A 20,600-nucleotide genomic window follows, 5' to 3' on the forward strand; every position below is an offset into this window, starting at 1 on the left:
GCTAATACAGTTTGTTGAAAGGAGAATAAGTTTATTTAGGGATCTCAATTCCAATGTTCGTTCCAGGGTTTTCTTCGTTAGAAATCATGATTTTCCCTTTAAGACTTTGCACCCTGTTCTTCACATTTCCCAGACCCGCGCCGTGCAAAGAATTATTTTTGATTCCATTTCCATTATCGCTAATAGTCAGATGAATAGTGCGAACGGATTCTGTCAACGAAATTTCTGCTTTGTCTGCTTTGGAATGTTTAAGAATATTATTGGTAAGTTCCAGCAGGATACTGTACAATTCAAATTCCACTTTTTTGTCAAGTCTTTTTTCTAGCCCGTCAACTTCGAAGGTAAAATGAATAGAATTGTTTTCGTTCAGCTTACCAATGAGGCGTTGCAAAGCCATGACGAGCCCGTGTTCTTCAAGCTCGACCGGCATTAAGTTATGAGATAAACTTCTGACTTCCCTATAAGCGGCTCCAACCATTTGATGGACACTTTGGTAAATTTTTTGCTCTTCTTCGGATAAAAGTTTTTTATCCATGCCGTATAAATACCAGTTCAAAGAGGCAAGTGTGCCACCTAAATGGTCATGAAGTTCAGCTGCAACACGTTTTCTTTCAATAGTTTGTCCCTGGATAAGCGCTTCTTTTATTGCAGCATTTTTTAGTCTAAGCTTTTTATTATTAAACCAAAGGAAGGCTGAAAAAGCTACGATCAGAACCAAAAAACCGATTAAAAAACTTTGAATCGTATTTTGTTCATTGATGATTTTTTGCTGAATTTCAGAATCCATTTGCTGGTTTTCATAAATCAGCTTATACATGTTATACTCTCTCGCAACGCGTTCGAGGTGTCGTGTACGGCGGATATAATCGACCTGTTCCAGGTAGTTGAGTGACTGTTCAACATTATTTTGTCCTTTGTATGCCTTGTAAAGACAAATCAGAGCCCAGTTCGTCTGACGGGAAGAATGGTAAAGTTTGCTGAGTGCAAGCGCCTCGCTTTCTGATTTGATAGCTTTGTCATATTGTTTTTTGGAAAAATAAACATTTCCCAAGTCGTTAAGTGCATTAAGCATCCCAAAACGATTGTTCAGCTTCTGAAATATTACCAGCGCCTGGCTGACATATTTTTCAGCCTTATCCAATTCATTTTTTCTTACATAAAGATAGCCTCGGTTTTGCAGAACAGATGCCATTCCAAGTTGTGAGCCAATTTTCTCGAATGAGCGATAAGCCAAATCATAATAACGATTCGCCTCGGGATATTCCAGCTTTTCGCGATAAAAGTTACCAATATTTTCCAGGCAAACTGCCTTGGAACTGTCGAGTTTCAGGCTGCTGTAAATTTTAAAGGCACTTTGGAAATTAGCAAGTGAGGTGTCAAATTGTTTATATTCTGCTGCGGATTCTCCCAGAAATCTTTTGGCATTGGCGGTATAGAGCGGAAGGTTTTCTTTTTGAGAAAGAATAAGTATTTCATTGGATATTTCTCTCAGAATGTCATAGCTGCCATCGATTATATAATAGGTACAAAGCAAATCATATGCCATGATCTTGCCTTTCGGCCATTGATGTTTTTGCGAGAGCCGTAGAATCTGTTGGGCGTATACAACAGCTTTGTCTGCGTCATAATACAAATTATCTAAAGCAAGCTTGCGGTATTTATATATCAATACGGTGTCCTTGGGGAAACTTGTTGAATATTTCGATCGCACCACGACCTCTTGAGTTCTTGAAGTCTGGGCAAAAGAAGTAAACCCTTCGAAAAGGTTTACGTATACCAGTAAAATAAAAGCTAATGAGTAAAATTTAGCCATAAATAAATTCAACATGTATGGCAAGGCGCGTATTAGACCAAATAAAATTTTTATTAGAAGTTATATAACGCTGAGTGTTTTAAAGAAAGGCCAAATATAGAAAATCATAAAACAAAAAGTCACCTTGTAGGCATTTCTTTTATTTGTTTGTAGTATAAATTTTGTTTTTGTAGCTGTATGTATACTTATTTACTTACAAAAGGGTTGTTTTTGATAGAATAACGATACAAAAAATCAGCTCCCTGTGTGATTCCGATTCTTTTGGAAATTTCTATTTCAAAAGGATTGCAAGATGCAGAAGGCGTGATGTATAAATTACTTTCGATCAAAGACTGGGCATTGTGAACGGACTTGTCGATGCCCATCGCCTGAACAAGCTTTCCTGGTCCACGGCATAGTTCCTTTGTTGAAATCGGTTTTTTTAATACACCGGATTTTTTGTTTCGGGATATTTCCCTTCGCATTTCCATGAGCTCAATGCCTTTCACGGGTTCAAGAGCCCGGATCAACACCGCTTCTCCACAGCCTGGCTTGTTGCTTACAACATTTACACATTGGTACATTCCATAAATGAGATAAACATAAATAGTTCCCGCGGCAGCGTACATAGGCTCTGTCCTTGCCGTTCTTTTCTGATAGGCATGACAAGCGGGATCATCCTGTAAATAGGCTTCTGTTTCAACAATAATCCCGCTGGTGATACCATCGGGACTATTGTGAACGAGTTCGCAGCCTAGTAATTTTTGGGCTAGCGTACGCGTGTCGTAAGCTTCGTAAAAGGATATTGGCAAACGATTTTCGCCAGGAATCATCTAAATGATATTCATAGTTTGCTCCTTGATTTTTTCCAGTTCATCTTTCATCTGAACCACAAAACGCTGAATGCCATAGTCATTCGCTTTTGAACCGATCGTGTTAATTTCCCGTCCGATTTCCTGGGCAATAAAGTTCAGCTTTTTACCATTGCTTTCGGGAGATTGCAATGTTTCATTGAAATATAACAAATGATTGGCAAGTCGAATTTTTTCCTCTGAAATATCAAATTTTTCTATGTAATAAATCAGTTCCTGCTCAAAGCGGTTTGGATCAAAATTTTCGTCGGACAACAAATCACGCACCTGTTTTTCCAAACGTTCACGTACTGCCGGAATGCGTAATTTATCCTGTTCTTTTACTTCTTCCAAAAGTGTTGAAATGGTGCCGATATAATCTGCAAATTTATCAGCAGTCATTTTACCTTCCTGCTCACGAAAAACAGTACATTTTCTTAACGCTTCGTGAACGGCTTCTTTAATCTGAGCCCAGTCATTATCGCGATTTGTTTCACTTACAGATTCAGTATTGTAGGCATTAGGCATTTGAAGTGCCATACGCAGCAAATCCGTATATTCTCCGGAAAAACCTAAATCATTGGCTGTTTCGGATAAATCATTAAAATAAGCTTTTACCAACGGACGATTTACCGCTGTTGTTGCAATAGCTTTTCCAACGGGTTGCACTGTCAGGCTTACTTCAACCTTTCCGCGTTCCAAAGATTGCGTTACAAGGTTGCGGATTTCTATTTCACGTTCTGAATAATTTCTCGGAACGCGACAGTATATATCCAGGAATTTAGAATTCAGTGTTTTAATCTCAACTGTTACGTTGATCGATTCGGATTCGATGTTTGCTACACCGTAGCCGGTCATGGATCTTAACATGTAGGGTCTTTAATTAAATTGAAAGTTAAGTGAGGAAAGCTGCCACAAAAAATGGGCCTTTTTGCTTGCATCAATTTTGTCTTTGTTTTCCTGATTTTGCCGGATGCTGGCTTTCCGATTGCTGTGGTTTTGTTATCAGTGCTTTTTTGTCAATATCCTGACTGAATGTTCTGTATTTTGCCAGATCGCAGGCCAGATAAATTGCCTGTAACAGCGAACCTGGTTCTGCCTGATTTTTTCCTGCAATATTATAAGCGGTCCCGTGATCAGGTGAAGTTCTTACAGCTGACAATCCGGCAGTGAAATTTACTCCTTCGTTAAAAGCCAATGTTTTAAAAGGAATCAAGCCCTGGTCGTGGTACATGGCCAAAACTCCGTCATATTGTTTATAAGTTCCGGCTGCAAAAAAACCGTCTGCCGGGAAGGGCCCAACAACCAGATTACCCTTTTCCCGGAAACTTTTTAACACAGGAATAATTGTATCAATTTCTTCACTACCCAGCAAACCGTTTTCACCAGCGTGAGGATTTAAACCTAAAACGGCCAATCTTGGCTTTTTTATACCAAAATCATTTTTTAATGAATAAAGCATTTGCTCAATTTTGGCAGTCAGTTTTTCAGTAGTGACCCATGCCGGAACATCCTTTACGGGAATGTGGCCGGAAAGAACGCCCACACGAAGATCGCCGGAAACCATAAACATTAAGGCTTCCTGAACAGAGAAAGCCTCTGCCAAAAATTCTGTATGTCCCGGAAATTTAAATTCTGCACTTTGAATATTGTCTTTATTGATAGGGCCGGTGACAAGAGCATGTATTTTTCCTGCTTTAAGATCTTCAACTGCCCGCTTCAATGACGATAAAGAGCCTTGTCCTGCTTCCGGAGTAACTTTTCCAGGTTGAATTTCTGTTTGATGATCGTGCCAGCAGGTAATTACGTTGGATAGCTTTGGATTCGCCTGCTCAGGCTTTTGGATCCCATGCAACGTCCAGTCTTTCATTTCAAAAAGATTGCGATATTGATTCAGTACGCGCAAAGAACCGTATATAACCGGTGTGCATAATTTAGCTAACTGATTTCCTTCCAATGCTTTAAGGATCACTTCCGGGCCAATCCCGTTGTAATCTCCTAACGTAATCCCTATTAATGGTTTATCACTTGGTAGTTCACTCATTTATTTGATATAGTATTGATTGTTATTTCTGTTTTGTTGAAATTACTTTGCAAGGTACTGATATTAATAATTTTGTATTCATAATGAAGAATTTTAAACACAGAACTTCATGCGGAATATGCATTTATATCCTCCCTTGTATGTATTTCTGATTACTTTTGTAAAACTAATCAATTGGCAAGTTACAAAAATTCCCGTGCACCTATGAAAATCCTGATAGCAGACTCCATGCATCCGTCTCTTTTTACAATGTTGGAAGCGGAAGGTTGGGAATATGCTTACCATCCCGAATACAAAAGGGAAGATATTATCCGTGAATTACCAGAATATGAAGGATTGTTTATCCGGAGCAAAACTTTTGTTGATCTGGAAGTAATGCAACCAGCAAAAAAACTTCGTTTTATCGCAAGGGCAGGAGCGGGCCTTGACTTAATTGATCTTGAAATTGCAAAAGAAAAAGGCATTGAGGTTTTTCACGCAGGTGAAGGCAACCGGGATGCAGTAGCCGAACACATGCTTGGAATGCTTTTAGGCTTGCTGGCAAATATTGTAAAAGCGGATAAGGAAGTTCGAAACGGAATTTGGGACAGGGAAGGAAACAGGGGCGTGGAGCTGATGAAGAAAACCGTGGGACTCATTGGTTATGGAAACAACGGCGGAGCTACGGCGAAACGGTTAAGTGGATTTGGCTGTAAGGTTTTAGCTTTTGATAAATACCGTGACAATTATGGCGACGCTTTTGCTACGGAAGCTTCTCTGGAAGAAATTATGCAGGAAGCAGATATTTTAAGTTTACACGTTCCGCTTACGGATGAAACGAAATACCTGATTGACCAGAAATTTATTGAAAATTTTTCCAAACCCTTTTATCTGATGAATTTGTCAAGAGGAAAAGTGGTAAACCTGACTGCTGTTGCAGAGGGCTTGAAATCAGGAAAAATAATCGGCACTTGTCTGGATGTTTTGGAAAATGAAAAATTAAAAACTTTGACCGAAGAACAGCAGGCTGTTTTTGATTATCTGATTAATTCCAATCGCGTTGTACTCACGCCCCATATTGGTGGCTGGACACACGAAAGTTATGTAAGGATCAATGAAGTTTTGCTTCGTCAAATAAAAGAATGGCTGGTGATGGCCTAAGATTATTCTTTTAAAATAACACTGATATTTCCTGTTGCTTCGAGGTAGCATGTTTTTACTTTTGTGTAATCATCTACATCTTTTTCCCTTAAAAGCGCGATTAATTCATCTTCGCCTATCAATTCCTTTTCCATATTTTTATGTAAAAGTCTGCCGTTTCGAACGAGTAATACCGGATCTGGCTTTGCAAACTTTCCAAAAATCACCTTTTTGTAACCCATCCAGTCAATCGCAAAATCCCAGAATACGAGCGTCAGGATTAGCACTGCACCTTCGACTACTGAATTATAAGTTCCGGCCATCGCATTTTGAGCGGCGTCAGAAATCATTGTTATCAGAAGTAAGTCGCTGATACTTAGCTGCCCTGTTCCTCTGCGAAATAATCTCATGCAGAGATAAATAACCCAGTACGTGAATGTTCCCCGTAAAAATATTTCCAGCAGCGATAAGCTGGGAACAAACATGGCATGCCAGTCTACATTGAAAAGTTTATCCATTGATATTTTTGAACTGTATGGGAATAAGTGTGTAAGCTATTTAAAAAACGAATAGCTGTAAAACAAATATGCCGACCAAAGGTCGGCACGTTTGCATCTATTAGCCATGAAAAATAAAATACTTATTATTTACCAATTGTACCGCGTAGAGCACGTGGGATTTCTACTGATGCGATTGGGTTACTGATTGAGCTAAGGATAGTGAAACCCTCAGGCTTGATAGCACCAACTTTAACAGATTTTCCAAGATCAAGTTCAGTTACATCAACTTCTACATAATCAGGAATGTTTTCTGCCAAACCTTGTACACGCAATTTACGCAATTTTTGGTTCATTTTACCACCTTTCATTACACCAGATGAGGTTCCCGTTAATTTTACAGGTACTTCAATCTTGATTTCTTTTCCTTCGATGATCTGAAGAAAGTCAGCGTGCAACAACATGTCATTTACAGGGTGGAATTGTTTTTCCTGTAAAATAGCATTATATATAGTTCCCTCGATATTCAAGGTAACATTAAAAGCATCCGGTGTGAAAAGCAATGTGCGGAACAACATAGCAGGTGCATAAAAATGCACTTGTTCGGTACCACCATACAGCACAGATGGAACATAACCCTGAGCACGTAACTCCTGAGCTTCCACCTTGCCGAGATTCGCTCTTCTAAACCCTACAATCTCATGCGTTTTCATAAGAATAATTATTAAAGTTAAAAAAAATAAAATTTACTGATAATTTATAAACAATGAACTAATAGACTCGTGATCTCTGATACGTCCTATTGCTTTTGCGAACAACTCCGCAACTGACAATACGCGTATTTTGTCATTCTGTTGCTTAAGAGGGATAGTATCTGTGACAATTAATTCCTCCAAGACAGAATTTGCAATATTTTCATGTGCTTTCCCGGACATAATCGGGTGAGTACTAATGGCTCTGACTGAATTTGCACCTTTTGCCATAATAATCTCTGCTGCCTTACACAAAGTGCCGCCGGTATCAATTAAATCATCCACAAGCACAACATCCATTCCCTCAACCTCACCGATAACCTGCATACTTGCAATTTCGTTGGCTCTTTTTCTGTGTTTATCACACAAAATCATATCAACGTTCATAAACTTGGCAAAATTCCTTGCCCTTGCTGCTCCACCCATATCAGGTGACGCAATAAGCAGGTTTTTCAGTCCAAGTGACTTAATGTAAGGAACAAAAATCGACGTTCCTTCCAGGTGATCAACAGGTAAATCAAAGAATCCCTGAATTTGACCTGCGTGAAGATCAACAGTCATTAAACGATCCACTCCAACAGCTGTTAACAAATTGGCAACCACTTTTGCGGCTATTGCTACACGGGGTTTGTCCTTTCTGTCCTGACGTGCATATCCGAAATAAGGGATGACAACCGTAACATAATGTGCAGAGGCGCGTCGGGCTGCATCGACCATCAAAAGCAGTTCCAGTAAGTTATCTGCCGGCGGAAATGTCGACTGGATCAGAAATACGTCACAACCACGCACTGATTCTTCGAAGCTCGGGGATAATTCGCCATCACTGAATTTGCGCAATGTGTATCCTCCCAACTCCTTGCCGAAATACCTTGCAATGTCTTTTGCCAGATACTCAGACTGACTTCCTGAAAATATTTTTACTGTATTAAAAGAGCCCATGGCTAAACTAAAATTTGCGCAAAATTAATAAAAATCAATTAATTAGGATAGTATTTCTTCAAAAATATTAAATAAAGTTGAATACATATCCAGCCAACGATCAGGCCAGCCAGTGCTCCGACGAAAATATCACCCGGATAATGGACGCCAACATACACACGGCTATAAGAATAAAAAGCCGCCCAGGCAAACAGCCAGCCCATATTTCTGATCTTGCCCTTTGTCAGTTGGAACCAAACAATGGCAAGAGAAAAACTGGTTGCGGCGTGCGCAGACGCGAATCCGTATAAGCCTCCGCATCCACCAACATTATGCACAAGCCCAGCCAGCAACGGTTCATGACAAGGGCGGAAACGTTCAAAATAAGGTTTCATCACACCGGAAACAAGCTTGTCAGATAAAATTACCGCCGCTAAAACAGTAACGATTATGGCGGCCGCTTTTTTCTTTTCTGTTTTTATTGTAAAAAAAAGCAAAACCAGATACATCGGAATCCAGGTGAACTTATAAGTTGCCCAGTACATGATTGAATCTATCCAGGGCACATGCTCGCCATTCAGCAAAAGGAAAAGCTGTTGATCTCCGTGAACAAGGCTGTCAATGGCAGGACTCATTCGCCGTATCCGAGAACACGGCGGACTTTTGCGATTGTTTCTCTGGCAATAATTCTTGCTTTTTCTTCACCCGTTTTCAGGATATTTTCCAATTCGTCATTATTCTCCATGTAGTAATTATAGAGACGGCGCGGCTCCGCATATTTTTCAAGTATTATTTCAAAAAGTGCCTGTTTTGCATGACCATAACCGTAACCTCCATTCAAATAATTCTGACGCATCGTCTCCGTTTCCGTTTCTGAGGCTAGCAAAGAATACAGTTTAAAGGTAATGTCAGAATCAGGATCTTTGGGTTCTTCAAGCGGCGTAGAATCTGAAACAATCTTTTTAAGAACATTTTTCAATTCCTTTTCAGGTAGAAAAATGTTGATATAATTATTGTAAGATTTACTCATTTTCTGTCCATCTACACCCGGAATTGTCATCATTCTTTCGTCGATAAGCGGTTCTGGCAAAACCAGAATATCTTCTCCGGCAAGATTATTAAATCGCGAAGCGATATCTTTTGCCATTTCCAGATGCTGCTTTTGATCCTTTCCAACCGGAATTATATTAGCATTGTAAAGCAAAATATCTGCCGCCATCAAAACCGGGTAGGTAAATAATCCAGCATTTACATCTGCAAGTTTTTCAGATTTATCCTTGAAAGAAGTGGCATTTGCAAGCATAGGAAAAGGCGTGAAGCAGCTCAGATACCATGAAAGTTCTGCGTGCTCCTGAACCCGGGATTGTCTCCAGAATACATTTTTATCCGTATCAAACCCAAATGCAAGCCACGTTGATGCAATGGAGCGAACATATAATTCGCGCTCAGATCCGTTTTTAAGTGTAGTCAGCGAATGAAGATCCGCTATAAAAAGAAAAGATTCGTTTTGTGGATTTTTGGATAGTTCAATAGCAGGCTGGATTGCACCCAAAAGATTTCCCAAATGTGGAAGCCCGCTACTTTGTATCCCGGTAAGAATTCTGGCCATTTAATTAATTAACTGATTTACTTATATCAAATTTTGTTGTAAACATTGTATTTTACAAACGTGGTTTTCGGCGATTATCCCAGAAATAAAGTAGTATGACTACATCATTTTCAATCTGATAAAACAAGGAGCACCGTTTGTTTACGAAACCTTTTCGAATAGAAGAATTTGACGCTGATGCCTCAAAAATATATGGGAAATTAGCAATTTCGAGTATCGTTTTATTGACGGTTCTTACAAATTTTTTGTGCTTGTTTTTCCGATCTATGCTCTTCTATGTAGTGTGTGATATGACCAAAGCTTTCTTGCGCTTCTGTGGTCCAGCGGATGGGAAAAGTCATAGATACTTTTTATATTTTTCCATTACCTCATCGTTGGATTTTGTTTCTCCGGCTAAAAATTGCTTTTGAGACCTTTGTATTCCGTCCTTAACATGTTCGGGCAAATCTCCCCAGAAATCTGGTACTTCAATTTCAAGTTGCTGTTTGATCTTATTCCAATATTCAATCGGTATCACGGCAGCTGTCTTTTCACCCTTTTCATTTGACAAAAATTGAACGTTCATAATTTTCAGTTGATTATGAGTTTTAAAGAAACTTCGTCCTTTCGAATTGTAAAATTCGTTAAATTGATTCAGAAAAACGTGGTAAATTTGATATTTGTAAATTGTCTAAGGTTTATTAAACGTGAAAAACAGATTATTATCTCAGAATATATTTTATGCTTCAATCATCAACACTGAAATTTCTTACTGACTTAGTTCAAAACAACAATAGAGAATGGTTTCTGGAAAACAGAAAACGATATGATGCTTCCAAAGCAGATCTTGAAAAACTGGTCGGTATTTTAATTACAGAACTTGGTAAATTTCATGATTTGGGGAATTTGCAGGTAAAAGATTGCATTTTCAGGATCAATCGGGATGTGCGTTTTTCGAAAAATAAAGATCCTTATAAAAGTAATTTAAGTGCGGGAATCGGGCCGGGTGGGAGAAGTTCGGGCAAAGTTGATTACTATCTCCATATTCAGCCGGATGGAAATTCTTTTTTAGGCGGCGGGATGTGGGACGCAACTGCGGAGCAATTGAGCAAATATCGGCAGGAAGTTGATTACAATGCAGATGAATTGAAAAGCATTATTCATGAAAAAACCTTTCGTGAATTTTTTCCTGAAATTTCAGGCGAATCCTTAAAAACAGCTCCCAAAGGATACCCAAAAGATCATCCGGAAATTGAGTTGTTAAGACGAAAACAACTTTTCTTTATCCATCGTTTTACGGATAAGGATGTGACTTCAAAGGATTTCGCAGATTCAATAATAAATGGAATGAAATTGCTGAAACCTTATACCGATTTTATGAATTATATATTGTACGATGCCAATCCGGAAGCGGAGGATATTCAATTATAATGATTGAATGATAGAATTAGTGAATGACAGAATTGAGCGAATCTTCAAAAAATAAATATGCAATTTTCCCACTTACATTGCCACACACAATTTTCGCTGCTTGACGGTGCTGCTGATATCAAAAAGCTTTTCAAAAAAGCGAAGGAAGATAACATGCCGGCCGTTGCCATTACCGACCATGGGAATATGTTCGGTGTTTTTGAATTTGTGGCCGAAGGTAATAAACAGGGCATAAAACCAATTGTTGGCTGTGAATTTTACGTCGTAGAAGACCGCCATATTCGCCAGTTTACGAAAGAAAAAAAGGATGTCCGCCATCATCAGCTGCTTTTGGCAAAAGATGAAATTGGCTATAAAAATCTTGTCAAAATGTGTTCTCTTGGTTTTATAGAGGGAATGTATGGGAAATACCCGCGGATTGATAAAGAGCTGATTGTGAAATATCATAAAGGACTTATCGCTACAACTTGTTGTATTGGTGCGATTATTCCCAAAACAATTATCAGAAAAGGTGAGGCCGAAGCTGAAAAGGAATTTAAATGGTGGCTGGATCTTTTTGGGGACGATTTTTATGTTGAATTACAACGTCACGAAATCCGGGATCAGTATATCGTTAATGAAGTACTGATCCGTTTTGCCAGAAAATATAATGTTAAAATTATAGCTTCCAATGATTCACATTATGTAGATCGGGAGGATTGGAATGCGCATGATATTTTGCTTTGTATCAATACGGGTGATAAACAAAGCACGCCTTCGGCGAAGGATTTTGATGATGACAAAGGAATCCCGAAAGGTTCTCGTTTTGCATTTTTCAACGATCAGTTTTATTTCAAAAATACAAGTGAAATGATGAAATTGTTTAACGACTTACCCGAGTCGATAGACAATACGAATGAGATCGTTGACAAGATAAAAACGCTTGATTTAAGGAAAGATATTCTGCTGCCGAACTTCCCGATTCCGGAAGAATTCAAGACACACACGTTGTCCGAAATGGTAGGGACGAAAGAACTTACAGCTGATGTTTTAAATCAATGGGAATTTTTAAGACACCTTTCTTTTGAAGGTGCAAAATTCAAATATGGCACAATTACGCCTGAAATTGAAGAACGTCTAAATTTTGAGCTGAATGTAATCAGAAATATGGGTTTCCCCGGTTACTTCCTGATCGTGGCTGACTTTATTGATGCGGGCCGGAAAATGGGTGTTTTTATTGGTCCCGGACGTGGTTCTGCTGCGGGATCGGTAGTAGCATATTGTACCGGAATTACCAATATTGACCCGATTAAATACGATTTACTTTTTGAGCGTTTCCTTAATCCTGACCGTATTTCACTTCCTGATATTGATACGGATTTCGATGATGAAGGCCGGCAGAAAGTGATTGATTACGTTGTTAAGAAATATGGTTATAACCAGGTTGCCCAAATTGTAACGTATGGTACAATGGCTGCCAAATCTGCAATCAAGGATGTTGCCCGTGTAATGGATTTGCCGTTGCAGGATGCCAACATGCTCGCGAAACTTGTTCCAGATAAACCGGCCTACAATATGACTTTGGCAAGAATATTTTCTGCGCCGCTGGAAGGTGAGGGGAGTTTGACCAAAAAGGAGGGGATTGCTCCTGAGGAATTGGATAACGTGAAGAAAATGAGGGCGATCATTGCCGGAAATGATCTTCAGGCCAGCGTGTTACAGGAAGCCAGACGATTGGAGGGAACTGTAAGAAATACGGGTATTCATGCGGCAGGTATTATTATTGCTCCAAGCGATCTGACTGAGATTATTCCTGTAAGTACTTCCAAAGATTCTGATTTTCTGATTACACAGTATCAGGGGAAAATTATAGAAGATGCGGGTGTTATAAAGATGGACTTTTTGGGTCTGCGAAACCTGACCATTATTAAAGAAGCACTTCGCCTGATCAAACGGAATCATAGTATTTCAATCGTCATTGACGATATTCCGCTGGATGATCCGAAAGTATTTGAGCTTTTTCAGAGAGGAGAAACCAACGCGATTTTTCAATTTGAATCTGACGGTATGAAAAAACACATGCGGGATCTTATTCCCGACCGTTTTGAACACCTTATTGCGATGAACGCATTATACCGTCCGGGACCGATTGCCTATATTCCAAACTTTATCCGTCGGAAAAACGGGCATGAAGAAATTACCTACGATTTACCAGAACTGGAAGAGTATCTTGCTGATACATACGGAATTACAGTCTATCAGGAACAGGTAATGCTTTTGTCCCAGAAACTGGGTGGATTTACAAAAGGCCAGGCGGATACCTTGCGCAAAGCAATGGGTAAGAAACAGATTGAAACCCTGAATAAAATGAAAGGGTATTTCATGAAGGGCGGGGAAGAAAAAGGTCTGGATTTAAAGAAACTTGAAAAAATCTGGACCGACTGGGAGGCTTTTGCATCGTATGCCTTTAACAAATCCCATTCAACCTGCTATGCTTTTGTTGCTTACCAGACTGCTTATCTGAAAGCGCATTTTACGGCAGAATATTTGTCGGCTGTATTGACAAGTTCGCTGGGTAATATTGAAAAAATTACATTCTTTATGGAAGAGTGTAAGAGCCAGGGGATTACGGTTTTGGGGCCGGATATCAACGAATCGGATCGTCAGTTTAATGCGACTAGCAGGGGAGAAATCAGGTTTGGGCTTGCCGGTGTTAAAGGAAGCGGTGATGCCGCGGTTGAATCGATAATAGAAGAACGTGATACGAACGGAGAGTTTAAAGATATTTTTGATTTTATTACCCGTGTCAATTTAAGAACCGTAAATAAGAAGACGCTCGAAAGCCTGGCTTATGCGGGTGGTTTTGATTGCTTTGAGGATTATCACCGCGCACAATATTTTACCTCTGAACCTGGTGGTGATGTTGGTACTTTTATTGAGCGTCTGATTCGTTATGCGAATAATTATCATGCTGAAAAGGCATCAGCCCAAGCTTCTTTGTTTGGTGCATTTGGAGGAAATGAAGCGCTAATGGCAAAGCCAAAACCGGCTGATGTACAACCTTGGGATGATCTCGCGAAACTTAGATATGAACAGGAAGTCGTTGGTTTTTACATCTCGGGGCATCCTTTGGATACATTCCGACTCGAACTTGATAATTTCTGTAACGGAACACTGAATGAATTATTGACCATTCATGAGGGAGAACGCGCGCCAAGGAATTTTGGTAAAGAAATAAGTGTAGGCGGAATTGTGACCAGTGTCATTGAGCGGATGTCCAAAAATGGTAATCCTTTCATGATCTTTAAATTAGAGGATTACAGAGGTTCGATAGAAATGCTTTTGGGTGGAGAGGATTGTGTGAAGTTTAAAAACTACCTCGAAGTAGGACGCTTTTTGTATATCAAAGGAAAAATACAAAATCGCTGGAAACAGGAAGATCAGTTTGAGTTTAAAATTTCTTCTATACAACTGCTAACTGAAATCCGGGATAAGATGTGTAAAAAGATAAGAATCAATCTGACACTCGATCAGATCGATGCTGAATTTATTTCCTTATTAAATGATACTTTTAGTAATAATCCTGGCCCATGTCCTGTAAATATGACGGTTAAGGATCCTGAAACACATTTGGAAGTAGAGATGGTTTTACGGAATTATCGTGTCTCGCCAACAAATGAATTGTTTAAAATTCTGGATGGTTTTCCGGGTGTGAAATTTTTTCTTAACTAGTACGGATATTTCATATTTCCGGAACTTTTATAGTACTTTTTTCATTATTATCTCAACTAATTAATATCAAAATAGACACTTATTGACATGGGAAAAGCACTTGAAATTACCGATAGCACTTTTGAAGAACTTATTCAGGGCGATCAGCCTGTACTTGTTGATTTCTGGGCGGAATGGTGTGGTCCTTGTAAAATGATCGGGCCGGTTGTGGAGCAATTGGCAGGCGAGTATGAAGGAAAAGCTGTTATTGGTAAAATGGATGTAGATATGAATTCGGCAATTCCTGCTAAGTTTGGTATCCGCAGTATCCCTACTTTAATGATCTTCAAAAATGGTCAGTTGGTAGATAAAGTTGTAGGTGTAGTGCCTAAAACTACTTTGGAAGATAAATTAAATGCTCAAATCGTAGCGACTGTTTAATTTTAACAGTTTCAGGATTTATATAAAAGAGGCTCCGTGAGGAGCCTTTTTTATTGGACTTCTACCGCGTTTCATCTAAGAAGTTTCTGCTCAAATCCCTTTGGGATTACCTGTTATAGAAAAAAATCCTGAATTAACCAGTTAACTGTATCGCAGTTTCCTGGTACCCTACTATCAGGAGGCTCCTATGGAGCCAATATCTTCTACCCAATTTACCTCTTCTATAAACAGGAGGCTCTTATTGAGCCGTAACTAGAAGCCCTTATTTCAAATTCAAATAAATCATTTCAGAAATTCCTGCAAGCATTTTCCTGTTTGCCGCTTCGTTTTCCCAGTCTCTTGACAAAATTACGAGCACATATTTTCTACCATCCGGCAGGAAAACGATTCCGCTATCGTGTTGAATATTAGGAAGTCCGCCAGTTTTGTGAGCAACTTTTACATCTTTTGGAAGGTTTCCAGGAATAACATCGTTGAATTTTTGATCCAGTAAAATCTTTATCATAGCATCACACGCTTTCTGGCTCACGATTTTACCAAGCGCCATTTTTTCAAAAAGTAACCGCAGATCATACGCATTCGTGGTGTTATTCAAACCTTTTTGAAATGCTTTTGCATCTTCAACACCACGAAGAATCAGAATATCTTTTGCCCCTAAATCCCGCATGGTCTGCGTTACATTTTTTGCGCCAACGAGATCAATAACCATATTCGTCGCAAAATTGCTGCTGACAATGATCATCTCATAAACCAGATCTTTAATCGCACGTTTTTCTCCAATATGCCTGTAAAGAATGTGATCACTATCCTGAATAGAATCCTGGCTGTACGAACTTCCGTCCACAATACTTTTAAATTCATTCTTAATTGTGATCGAATCTGTCAGTTTAAATTTCCCCTGAGAGGCTTGTTTGAAAACTTCAATCATGACGGGCATTTTCATTGTACTGGCCGCATGAAAAGTTTGGAGCTCGTTAATTGATAACTCTTCACCGGTAGTCAGATCCTTGAGAGCAACGGCGTAAGAGCCTTTGTGTTTTGATAATTCAGTTGAAATTTTCTGCTTTAAATCTCCCATTTTTAATTTTGACTGCCCGAAAACAGAGAGATTTGACAGGCAAAATAAAGCGATTGTAAAGCATACTTGTTTCATACATTATTCTTGGATTGCGATTAAGTACGATGCGTTAAAAGTGTCTTTGGCAGCCAGGCTTAATATGCCTTCCTTGGTTTCAAAATTATGGTCGCTGTCGGCGTTGTCTGCGATACCGAGCCAAGGTTCTATACAAACAAACTTTGCATTTGGTTTTGCCCAAATGCCGAGATAGGGAAATCCTGAATATTCAACATGAACAGATTGAGCAGATTTTTTACTTTTCAAACTTACACTCGTCGAATTCAGATTTTTAAATATCAGCGCATCGTTATCAAACATATCTGATTGTAATGGCAAGATATTCGAATTCTGAATGACCGGCTTTGTTGTTTTCCCAACCAGACCGTCTTTTTCTAAAAGCCAGGTTGCGGCGTTTTCCGTTTTTTCGAATTCAAGGTAATAATCTTCATATTCCTCGTCTGCGTTAACGGGACATTTAAATGCAGGGTGCCCGCCAAGAGAAAAAAACATAGTGTAGTCGCCATGATTTATGATCTGATGGCTTACAGTAATTTTGTTTCCTTCAAGTGAAAAAGTGATCAGGAACTCAAACTCGTATGGATAGATCTGCAATGTTTTTTCACTGTATTTCAAACCGTAAGTAAGGCTGTTTTTAGTTTGCTCAACAATTGTGACATTGGGATTATTTCGTACAAAACCATGTCTGGGTACCTTGTATTGCCGTCCTTTAATCAGAACATAGCCATCTTTAATGGCTCCGATAACCGGAAAAAGTACCGGCGCATAGCTCCCCCAAATGTCCGGATTTGCATCCCACATATATTCCTTACCTGAAATTTTGGAATGGATTTCACAAAGTTCTGCACCAAGTTCACTGACGCCAATTCTAAGAATATCGTTTTCTATCGTAGCCATGATCTAATTTAAAGTTTATTAATCATTAAAATAAATTTGGTTAGTAATGTCTAATTTATTGTTCCAATACTTCCATTATCACCCTACATCCTTCTCTGATTTGCTCTTCGGTAATGATCAGCGGAGGAGCAAGACGCATGGAATTGTCACAAAAAAGAAACCAATCAGTTATAACACCTTTCGCAATACAGCTGTCAATTGTTTGTTTTAAAACTTCAAAGGAATCCATTTCTGCCGCCAGCATTAATCCTTTTCCTCTAACTTCTTTGATTTTTGGATGAACCAGTAATGATTTGAAAAGGTCTCCTTTCGCAACTGATTTTTGAGCCAGATTTTCTTTCAAAGTTACCTGAAGAGCTGCAAGAGAAGCTGCCGAACTTACCGGATGTCCGCCAAAAGTTGTGATATGTCCCAAAACCGGATTGTTTTTAAAAACGCTCATAACTTCCTGAGAAGACATAAAAGCACCAATTGGCATTCCGCCGCCCATACCTTTGGCACTTAAAAGCACGTCAGGGTAAATGTCATATTGTTCAAATGCCCAGAAGGAACCCGTGCGCCCGAATCCAGTCTGAACTTCATCAAGAATTAACAATGCACCTACTTCCGTACATCTTTTGCGAAGTGCTTTTATATAATCCAAAGTTGGAACGCGTACGCCTGATTCCCCTCCGATTATTTCAATGATAACCGCAGCTGTTTTGGAAGTAATAAATTGTAAATCTGCACTATTTCCATGTTCAATATTTCTGATGCCGGGTAATAATGGACGGAAATTCCGCTTGAAGGATTCTGCTCCCGAAAGGCTTAATGCGCCCTGGGTGGAGCCGTGATAGGCGTTGTAACAGGAAATAAATTCTGTTCGGCCGGTAAAACGTTTGGCCAGTTTCATAGCGCCTTCCACCGCTTCGGTTCCTGAATTGGTAAAATATACATTATCAATTTTACCAAAAGGAGATGGATTTTCTGATTCAAAATTTAAAGTATCTGCCAACGCTTTTGCCAGTTGTACTTGTGTGCTTTGGATAAATTCACCATAAACCAGCAAGTGCATATGTTTGTCCAGTTGCTGGTGCAGAGCCGCTAAAACTTCCGGATGTCTGTGGCCAACATTACTTACGCCAATGCCGGAAATCAGGTCCAAATAGCGTTTTCCATCCGTTCCGTACATGTACACACCTTCTGCTTTTTCAATTTCAAGGGCAAGAGGAAAGTCGGATGTCTGGGCAATATGATCAAAAAAATGTTGACGATGTGAAATATGCATTTAATACTTATTATACTTTTTTTATTAATTATATTATTCTAAAATATTAAACTTTCCATATTTTTTCGAAATTGAAAGCCAAAGTATTATTCTTCAAAAAAACATGCTGTCCCACCTACCCAGGTGAAGTCCTTATTAAAACGGACGCCAATCATTTCTCCGCGACTAAGTCTGCTTAGACTCGTTAATAAACGAGGTTTATCTTCGTTATCCGGCCAGCCATACATCATCCTGACTTCACATTTCACGAGCCCGTCAGGTGCTTGCACAACCGGTTCATAAATTACCTTTTTCTGTAAAATATAGTTTTCAGGATCCGTTATTTCTTTTAACATTTCTTGATCGACATGAAGCTGGACACCGGTGCCTGCAAAAGAAAACAGCGGTTTTAAAACATAATTTTCAAGATCGACCGGAAAATTATTTCCATAGTCCGAAACAAATCTGGTTTCCGGAATGTATTCGCCCTTTAAAAAAGGCAAAGTGAATTTACTTATCCTAAAAAACCAGTTTGGGTGACCAACCCAGGCGACATCAACATCATCCGTAAAATGATAGCTTGTTTCCAGGCCGGGATAATTTTGCAGATCGTCAAAAATTAACCGGTTATAAATTCGTTTGACCTGGATTTTTCGTCCATCTTCTTCATAAAAAAGATTACGTCCTTCCTTGATCAGCTTGGTATAACAAACCGCTTTTACGCCAAGCAGTTTTTCTGTCAAAGCAAAGTCAATTCTGGTTTTTTGTTTTTCAGGGAATATTTCGAGTAAAATAACATTTTCAGGATTTTCTTCGCCTACGATCAGCTTTTTCAAATCCTCAACGTACCCTTCGAAATTTTGAGAGCCGAAAGAATATGAAAAATTTTCAGGAATCGGAAAATACTTTTTGAAGGTTTCTGATAAATATCCCTGATAGGCATAGAGAGAAGCAAATCCCTGTAATTCAATTAATTTAGGAACTAATGCACCATTTTTATCTTTACAAATAGCAAAGTCAATAGCCAGAAAAGAAGAATGTCCATTTTCATTCGGAACATTTTGGCCTGCCGGAATCGCACGATCCGTTCTCGATTTGAAATCATCGGAAATAATGGTTTCGATAATCTCCTCGCAAGCTTCAACCAATTTATTTTTTAAATCTTTCGGAACAAAAACTGGCGTTTCGGCTACACGAAAATCAAGCTTATCAGGATAATCTGTTTGAATTTCATTTTTAAGCTGCTGGTATTTTTCCTCAGAAAATGACTGGTTAAATTGCTTCCGTGCTTCCTGATGCATATTTTCCTGAATTTACTTTGTTGAATGAATGCATGGTTTATTTAACAGTAACAGGAATACTTTCTGACTCCTGAATTTTGTCAAATGCCATTTTTAAAAACATCGGAATGATTGTCGCCTCCGTCATTTTGATTTTATCAGGATCGTTCAAATGCTCGATCATGTCGTTATATTTTGCTTCACCGTGATTTTCAATGATGCTTTTTTTCTTATCATCTCTTAAAAAATATCTCAGCATTCCTTCCGAATCTGCTTCGGGATGAAATTGTGTTCCAACAATTTCTTTTGAAAAACGGATCGCCATTATTGCGCGTTCAAGCTTTACATGAGGGCGTATTTTTTCAAGACAAATAATTTTCGCACCCATATTATCTATCGCCTGCTGGTCTGGCTGGATTACCTGGAAATCTCTGGAATCAACAATCCAGAACGGATCATTTAGCGGATTAAGTACAGGATCTTTCCTTCCCCAGGAAGTTTTATGAACAGGAAATGTCCCGAATGAAGTTTTTCTTCTTCTTCCAACAGCACCTATTTGCCAGTGAATGCTCGCCATTTGGAACGAGTGACAAATCAGGAAAAGATGTTTTTTTGTACGATTGTGCCGGCTTGCATTATATTGTGTTAACTGATCGAGAAAACGAAAGAATTTACGTTCCCAGGCTTCGCCCGAAGGAGCAGGATTTCCCGGTCCACCTGTGGAAATATAAGCGTCAAAGTCCATTCCGGGTACTTCAAGTTTCTGACGTACGTCGAAAATTTCGTATGTCAGATTCAATAATTCTCTTTCACCAAACCCGGTGATGATTTTTTTAATACAACGCATCCCCTCATTTTCAAAGCCGTTGTACATGTCCAGAATAGCGATTCTGAACTGTTTCTTATCGTTGTTCATTTT

General features: G+C 39.1%; 19 protein-coding genes. 4 read left to right on the forward strand and 15 right to left on the reverse strand.

The genetic code is table 11. The annotated features are described in order from the left end of the window. Positions 1–31: 31 nt before the first annotated feature. The 4 genes from FDK13_RS25640 to pdxA form a co-directional block, all read right to left on the reverse strand. On the reverse strand, positions 32–1,813 hold the full coding sequence (locus FDK13_RS25640) for a tetratricopeptide repeat-containing sensor histidine kinase (RefSeq protein WP_170982919.1): 1,782 nt from the start codon (positions 1,811–1,813) through the stop codon (positions 32–34). A gap of 185 nt (positions 1,814–1,998) precedes the next feature. Next, positions 1,999–2,625, reverse strand: coding sequence for a DNA-3-methyladenine glycosylase (locus FDK13_RS25645; protein ID WP_137342875.1), 627 nt, complete (start codon positions 2,623–2,625; stop codon positions 1,999–2,001). Beyond that, positions 2,626–3,513 carry a YicC/YloC family endoribonuclease gene (locus FDK13_RS25650; RefSeq protein WP_137342876.1) on the reverse strand — a complete coding sequence of 296 codons (888 nt, stop codon included), beginning with the start codon at positions 3,511–3,513 and terminating at the stop codon, positions 2,626–2,628. It abuts the gene before it with no gap. 70 nt (positions 3,514–3,583) lie between these two features. Further along, positions 3,584–4,687 carry a 4-hydroxythreonine-4-phosphate dehydrogenase PdxA gene (gene pdxA, locus FDK13_RS25655; protein ID WP_137342877.1) on the reverse strand — a complete coding sequence of 368 codons (1,104 nt, stop codon included), beginning with the start codon at positions 4,685–4,687 and terminating at the stop codon, positions 3,584–3,586. Between the two features lie 204 nt (positions 4,688–4,891). Here pdxA and FDK13_RS25660 point away from each other — a divergent pair, with 204 nt between their 5' ends. Beyond that, complete coding sequence (locus tag FDK13_RS25660; RefSeq protein ID WP_137342878.1) at positions 4,892–5,827, forward strand: NAD(P)-dependent oxidoreductase; 936 nt, start codon at positions 4,892–4,894, stop codon at positions 5,825–5,827. A gap of 2 nt (positions 5,828–5,829) precedes the next feature. On the opposite strand, the gene FDK13_RS25665 is transcribed toward FDK13_RS25660, so the two are convergent. The 6 genes from FDK13_RS25665 to FDK13_RS25690 all read right to left on the reverse strand — a co-directional run bounded on the left by FDK13_RS25665 (position 5,830) and on the right by FDK13_RS25690 (position 10,147). Continuing rightward, positions 5,830–6,324, reverse strand: coding sequence for a DUF421 domain-containing protein (locus FDK13_RS25665; protein ID WP_137342879.1), 495 nt, complete (start codon positions 6,322–6,324; stop codon positions 5,830–5,832). A gap of 125 nt (positions 6,325–6,449) precedes the next feature. Then, entirely contained in the window at positions 6,450–7,016 is a 567-nt protein-coding gene (locus FDK13_RS25670) for a 50S ribosomal protein L25/general stress protein Ctc (RefSeq protein WP_137342880.1), read from the reverse strand. A 33-nt stretch (positions 7,017–7,049) separates the two neighbouring features. After that, the gene (locus FDK13_RS25675) at positions 7,050–7,994 is read right to left on the reverse strand and encodes a ribose-phosphate pyrophosphokinase (protein ID WP_137342881.1); all 945 of its coding nucleotides are present in this window, start codon (positions 7,992–7,994) and stop codon (positions 7,050–7,052) included. A gap of 38 nt (positions 7,995–8,032) precedes the next feature. Further along, the gene (locus FDK13_RS25680) at positions 8,033–8,608 is read right to left on the reverse strand and encodes a phosphatase PAP2 family protein (RefSeq protein WP_137342882.1); all 576 of its coding nucleotides are present in this window, start codon (positions 8,606–8,608) and stop codon (positions 8,033–8,035) included. Next, positions 8,605–9,582, reverse strand: coding sequence for a tryptophan--tRNA ligase (gene trpS, locus FDK13_RS25685; RefSeq protein WP_137342883.1), 978 nt, complete (start codon positions 9,580–9,582; stop codon positions 8,605–8,607). The genes FDK13_RS25680 and trpS overlap by 4 nt, the downstream gene beginning before the upstream one ends. 337 nt (positions 9,583–9,919) lie before the next feature. Continuing rightward, positions 9,920–10,147, reverse strand: coding sequence for a hypothetical protein (locus FDK13_RS25690; protein WP_137342884.1), 228 nt, complete (start codon positions 10,145–10,147; stop codon positions 9,920–9,922). Between the two features lie 155 nt (positions 10,148–10,302). Between FDK13_RS25690 and FDK13_RS25695 the strand changes: the two genes are divergently transcribed. The 3 genes from FDK13_RS25695 (at position 10,303) to trxA (ending at position 15,123) form a co-directional block, all read left to right on the forward strand. Further along, positions 10,303–10,992: a DUF2461 domain-containing protein gene (locus FDK13_RS25695; protein WP_137342885.1), complete on the forward strand. Its 690-nt coding sequence runs from the start codon at positions 10,303–10,305 to the stop codon at positions 10,990–10,992. Between the two features lie 57 nt (positions 10,993–11,049). Further along, on the forward strand, positions 11,050–14,703 hold the full coding sequence (gene dnaE / locus FDK13_RS25700; protein WP_137342886.1) for a DNA polymerase III subunit alpha: 3,654 nt from the start codon (positions 11,050–11,052) through the stop codon (positions 14,701–14,703). Between the two features lie 87 nt (positions 14,704–14,790). Further along, entirely contained in the window at positions 14,791–15,123 is a 333-nt protein-coding gene (trxA, locus tag FDK13_RS25705; RefSeq protein WP_090338216.1) for a thioredoxin, read from the forward strand. A 262-nt stretch (positions 15,124–15,385) separates the two neighbouring features. On the opposite strand, the gene FDK13_RS25710 is transcribed toward trxA, so the two are convergent. The 5 genes from FDK13_RS25710 to FDK13_RS25730 form a co-directional block, all read right to left on the reverse strand. Then, positions 15,386–16,201 carry a serine hydrolase gene (locus FDK13_RS25710; protein ID WP_229216215.1) on the reverse strand — a complete coding sequence of 272 codons (816 nt, stop codon included), beginning with the start codon at positions 16,199–16,201 and terminating at the stop codon, positions 15,386–15,388. 78 nt (positions 16,202–16,279) lie between these two features. Next, entirely contained in the window at positions 16,280–17,155 is an 876-nt protein-coding gene (locus FDK13_RS25715; protein ID WP_229216216.1) for an aldose 1-epimerase family protein, read from the reverse strand. A 55-nt stretch (positions 17,156–17,210) separates the two neighbouring features. Further along, positions 17,211–18,422: an aspartate aminotransferase family protein gene (locus FDK13_RS25720; protein WP_137342889.1), complete on the reverse strand. Its 1,212-nt coding sequence runs from the start codon at positions 18,420–18,422 to the stop codon at positions 17,211–17,213. Between the two features lie 86 nt (positions 18,423–18,508). Further along, a complete protein-coding gene (locus tag FDK13_RS25725) occupies positions 18,509–19,702 on the reverse strand; it encodes an ATP-grasp domain-containing protein (RefSeq protein WP_137342890.1) in 1,194 nt (397 codons plus the stop codon). Between the two features lie 37 nt (positions 19,703–19,739). Then, a complete protein-coding gene (locus FDK13_RS25730) occupies positions 19,740–20,597 on the reverse strand; it encodes a type 1 glutamine amidotransferase (protein ID WP_137342891.1) in 858 nt (285 codons plus the stop codon). Positions 20,598–20,600 lie beyond the last annotated feature (3 nt).

Source organism: Dyadobacter frigoris (assembly GCF_005280585.1).
GTDB classification, from domain to species: domain Bacteria; phylum Bacteroidota; class Bacteroidia; order Cytophagales; family Spirosomataceae; genus Dyadobacter; species Dyadobacter frigoris.

Bases quoted from the DNA above. Each gene is read 5' to 3' on its own strand.
- FDK13_RS25640 (WP_170982919.1), bottom strand. From the start codon at position 1,813: ATGGCTAAATTTTACTCATTAGCTTTTATTTTACTGGTATACGTAAAC.
- FDK13_RS25645 (WP_137342875.1), bottom strand. From the start codon at position 2,625: ATGATTCCTGGCGAAAATCGTTTGCCAATATCCTTTTACGAAGCTTAC.
- FDK13_RS25650 (WP_137342876.1), bottom strand. From the start codon at position 3,513: ATGTTAAGATCCATGACCGGCTACGGTGTAGCAAACATCGAATCCGAA.
- pdxA (WP_137342877.1), bottom strand. From the start codon at position 4,687: ATGAGTGAACTACCAAGTGATAAACCATTAATAGGGATTACGTTAGGA.
- FDK13_RS25660 (WP_137342878.1), top strand. From the start codon at position 4,892: ATGAAAATCCTGATAGCAGACTCCATGCATCCGTCTCTTTTTACAATG.
- FDK13_RS25665 (WP_137342879.1), bottom strand. From the start codon at position 6,324: ATGGATAAACTTTTCAATGTAGACTGGCATGCCATGTTTGTTCCCAGC.
- FDK13_RS25670 (WP_137342880.1), bottom strand. From the start codon at position 7,016: ATGAAAACGCATGAGATTGTAGGGTTTAGAAGAGCGAATCTCGGCAAG.
- FDK13_RS25675 (WP_137342881.1), bottom strand. From the start codon at position 7,994: ATGGGCTCTTTTAATACAGTAAAAATATTTTCAGGAAGTCAGTCTGAG.
- FDK13_RS25680 (WP_137342882.1), bottom strand. From the start codon at position 8,608: ATGAGTCCTGCCATTGACAGCCTTGTTCACGGAGATCAACAGCTTTTC.
- trpS (WP_137342883.1), bottom strand. From the start codon at position 9,582: ATGGCCAGAATTCTTACCGGGATACAAAGTAGCGGGCTTCCACATTTG.
- FDK13_RS25690 (WP_137342884.1), bottom strand. From the start codon at position 10,147: ATGAACGTTCAATTTTTGTCAAATGAAAAGGGTGAAAAGACAGCTGCC.
- FDK13_RS25695 (WP_137342885.1), top strand. From the start codon at position 10,303: ATGCTTCAATCATCAACACTGAAATTTCTTACTGACTTAGTTCAAAAC.
- dnaE (WP_137342886.1), top strand. From the start codon at position 11,050: ATGCAATTTTCCCACTTACATTGCCACACACAATTTTCGCTGCTTGAC.
- trxA (WP_090338216.1), top strand. From the start codon at position 14,791: ATGGGAAAAGCACTTGAAATTACCGATAGCACTTTTGAAGAACTTATT.
- FDK13_RS25710 (WP_229216215.1), bottom strand. From the start codon at position 16,201: ATGGGAGATTTAAAGCAGAAAATTTCAACTGAATTATCAAAACACAAA.
- FDK13_RS25715 (WP_229216216.1), bottom strand. From the start codon at position 17,155: ATGGCTACGATAGAAAACGATATTCTTAGAATTGGCGTCAGTGAACTT.
- FDK13_RS25720 (WP_137342889.1), bottom strand. From the start codon at position 18,422: ATGCATATTTCACATCGTCAACATTTTTTTGATCATATTGCCCAGACA.
- FDK13_RS25725 (WP_137342890.1), bottom strand. From the start codon at position 19,702: ATGCATCAGGAAGCACGGAAGCAATTTAACCAGTCATTTTCTGAGGAA.
- FDK13_RS25730 (WP_137342891.1), bottom strand. From the start codon at position 20,597: ATGAACAACGATAAGAAACAGTTCAGAATCGCTATTCTGGACATGTAC.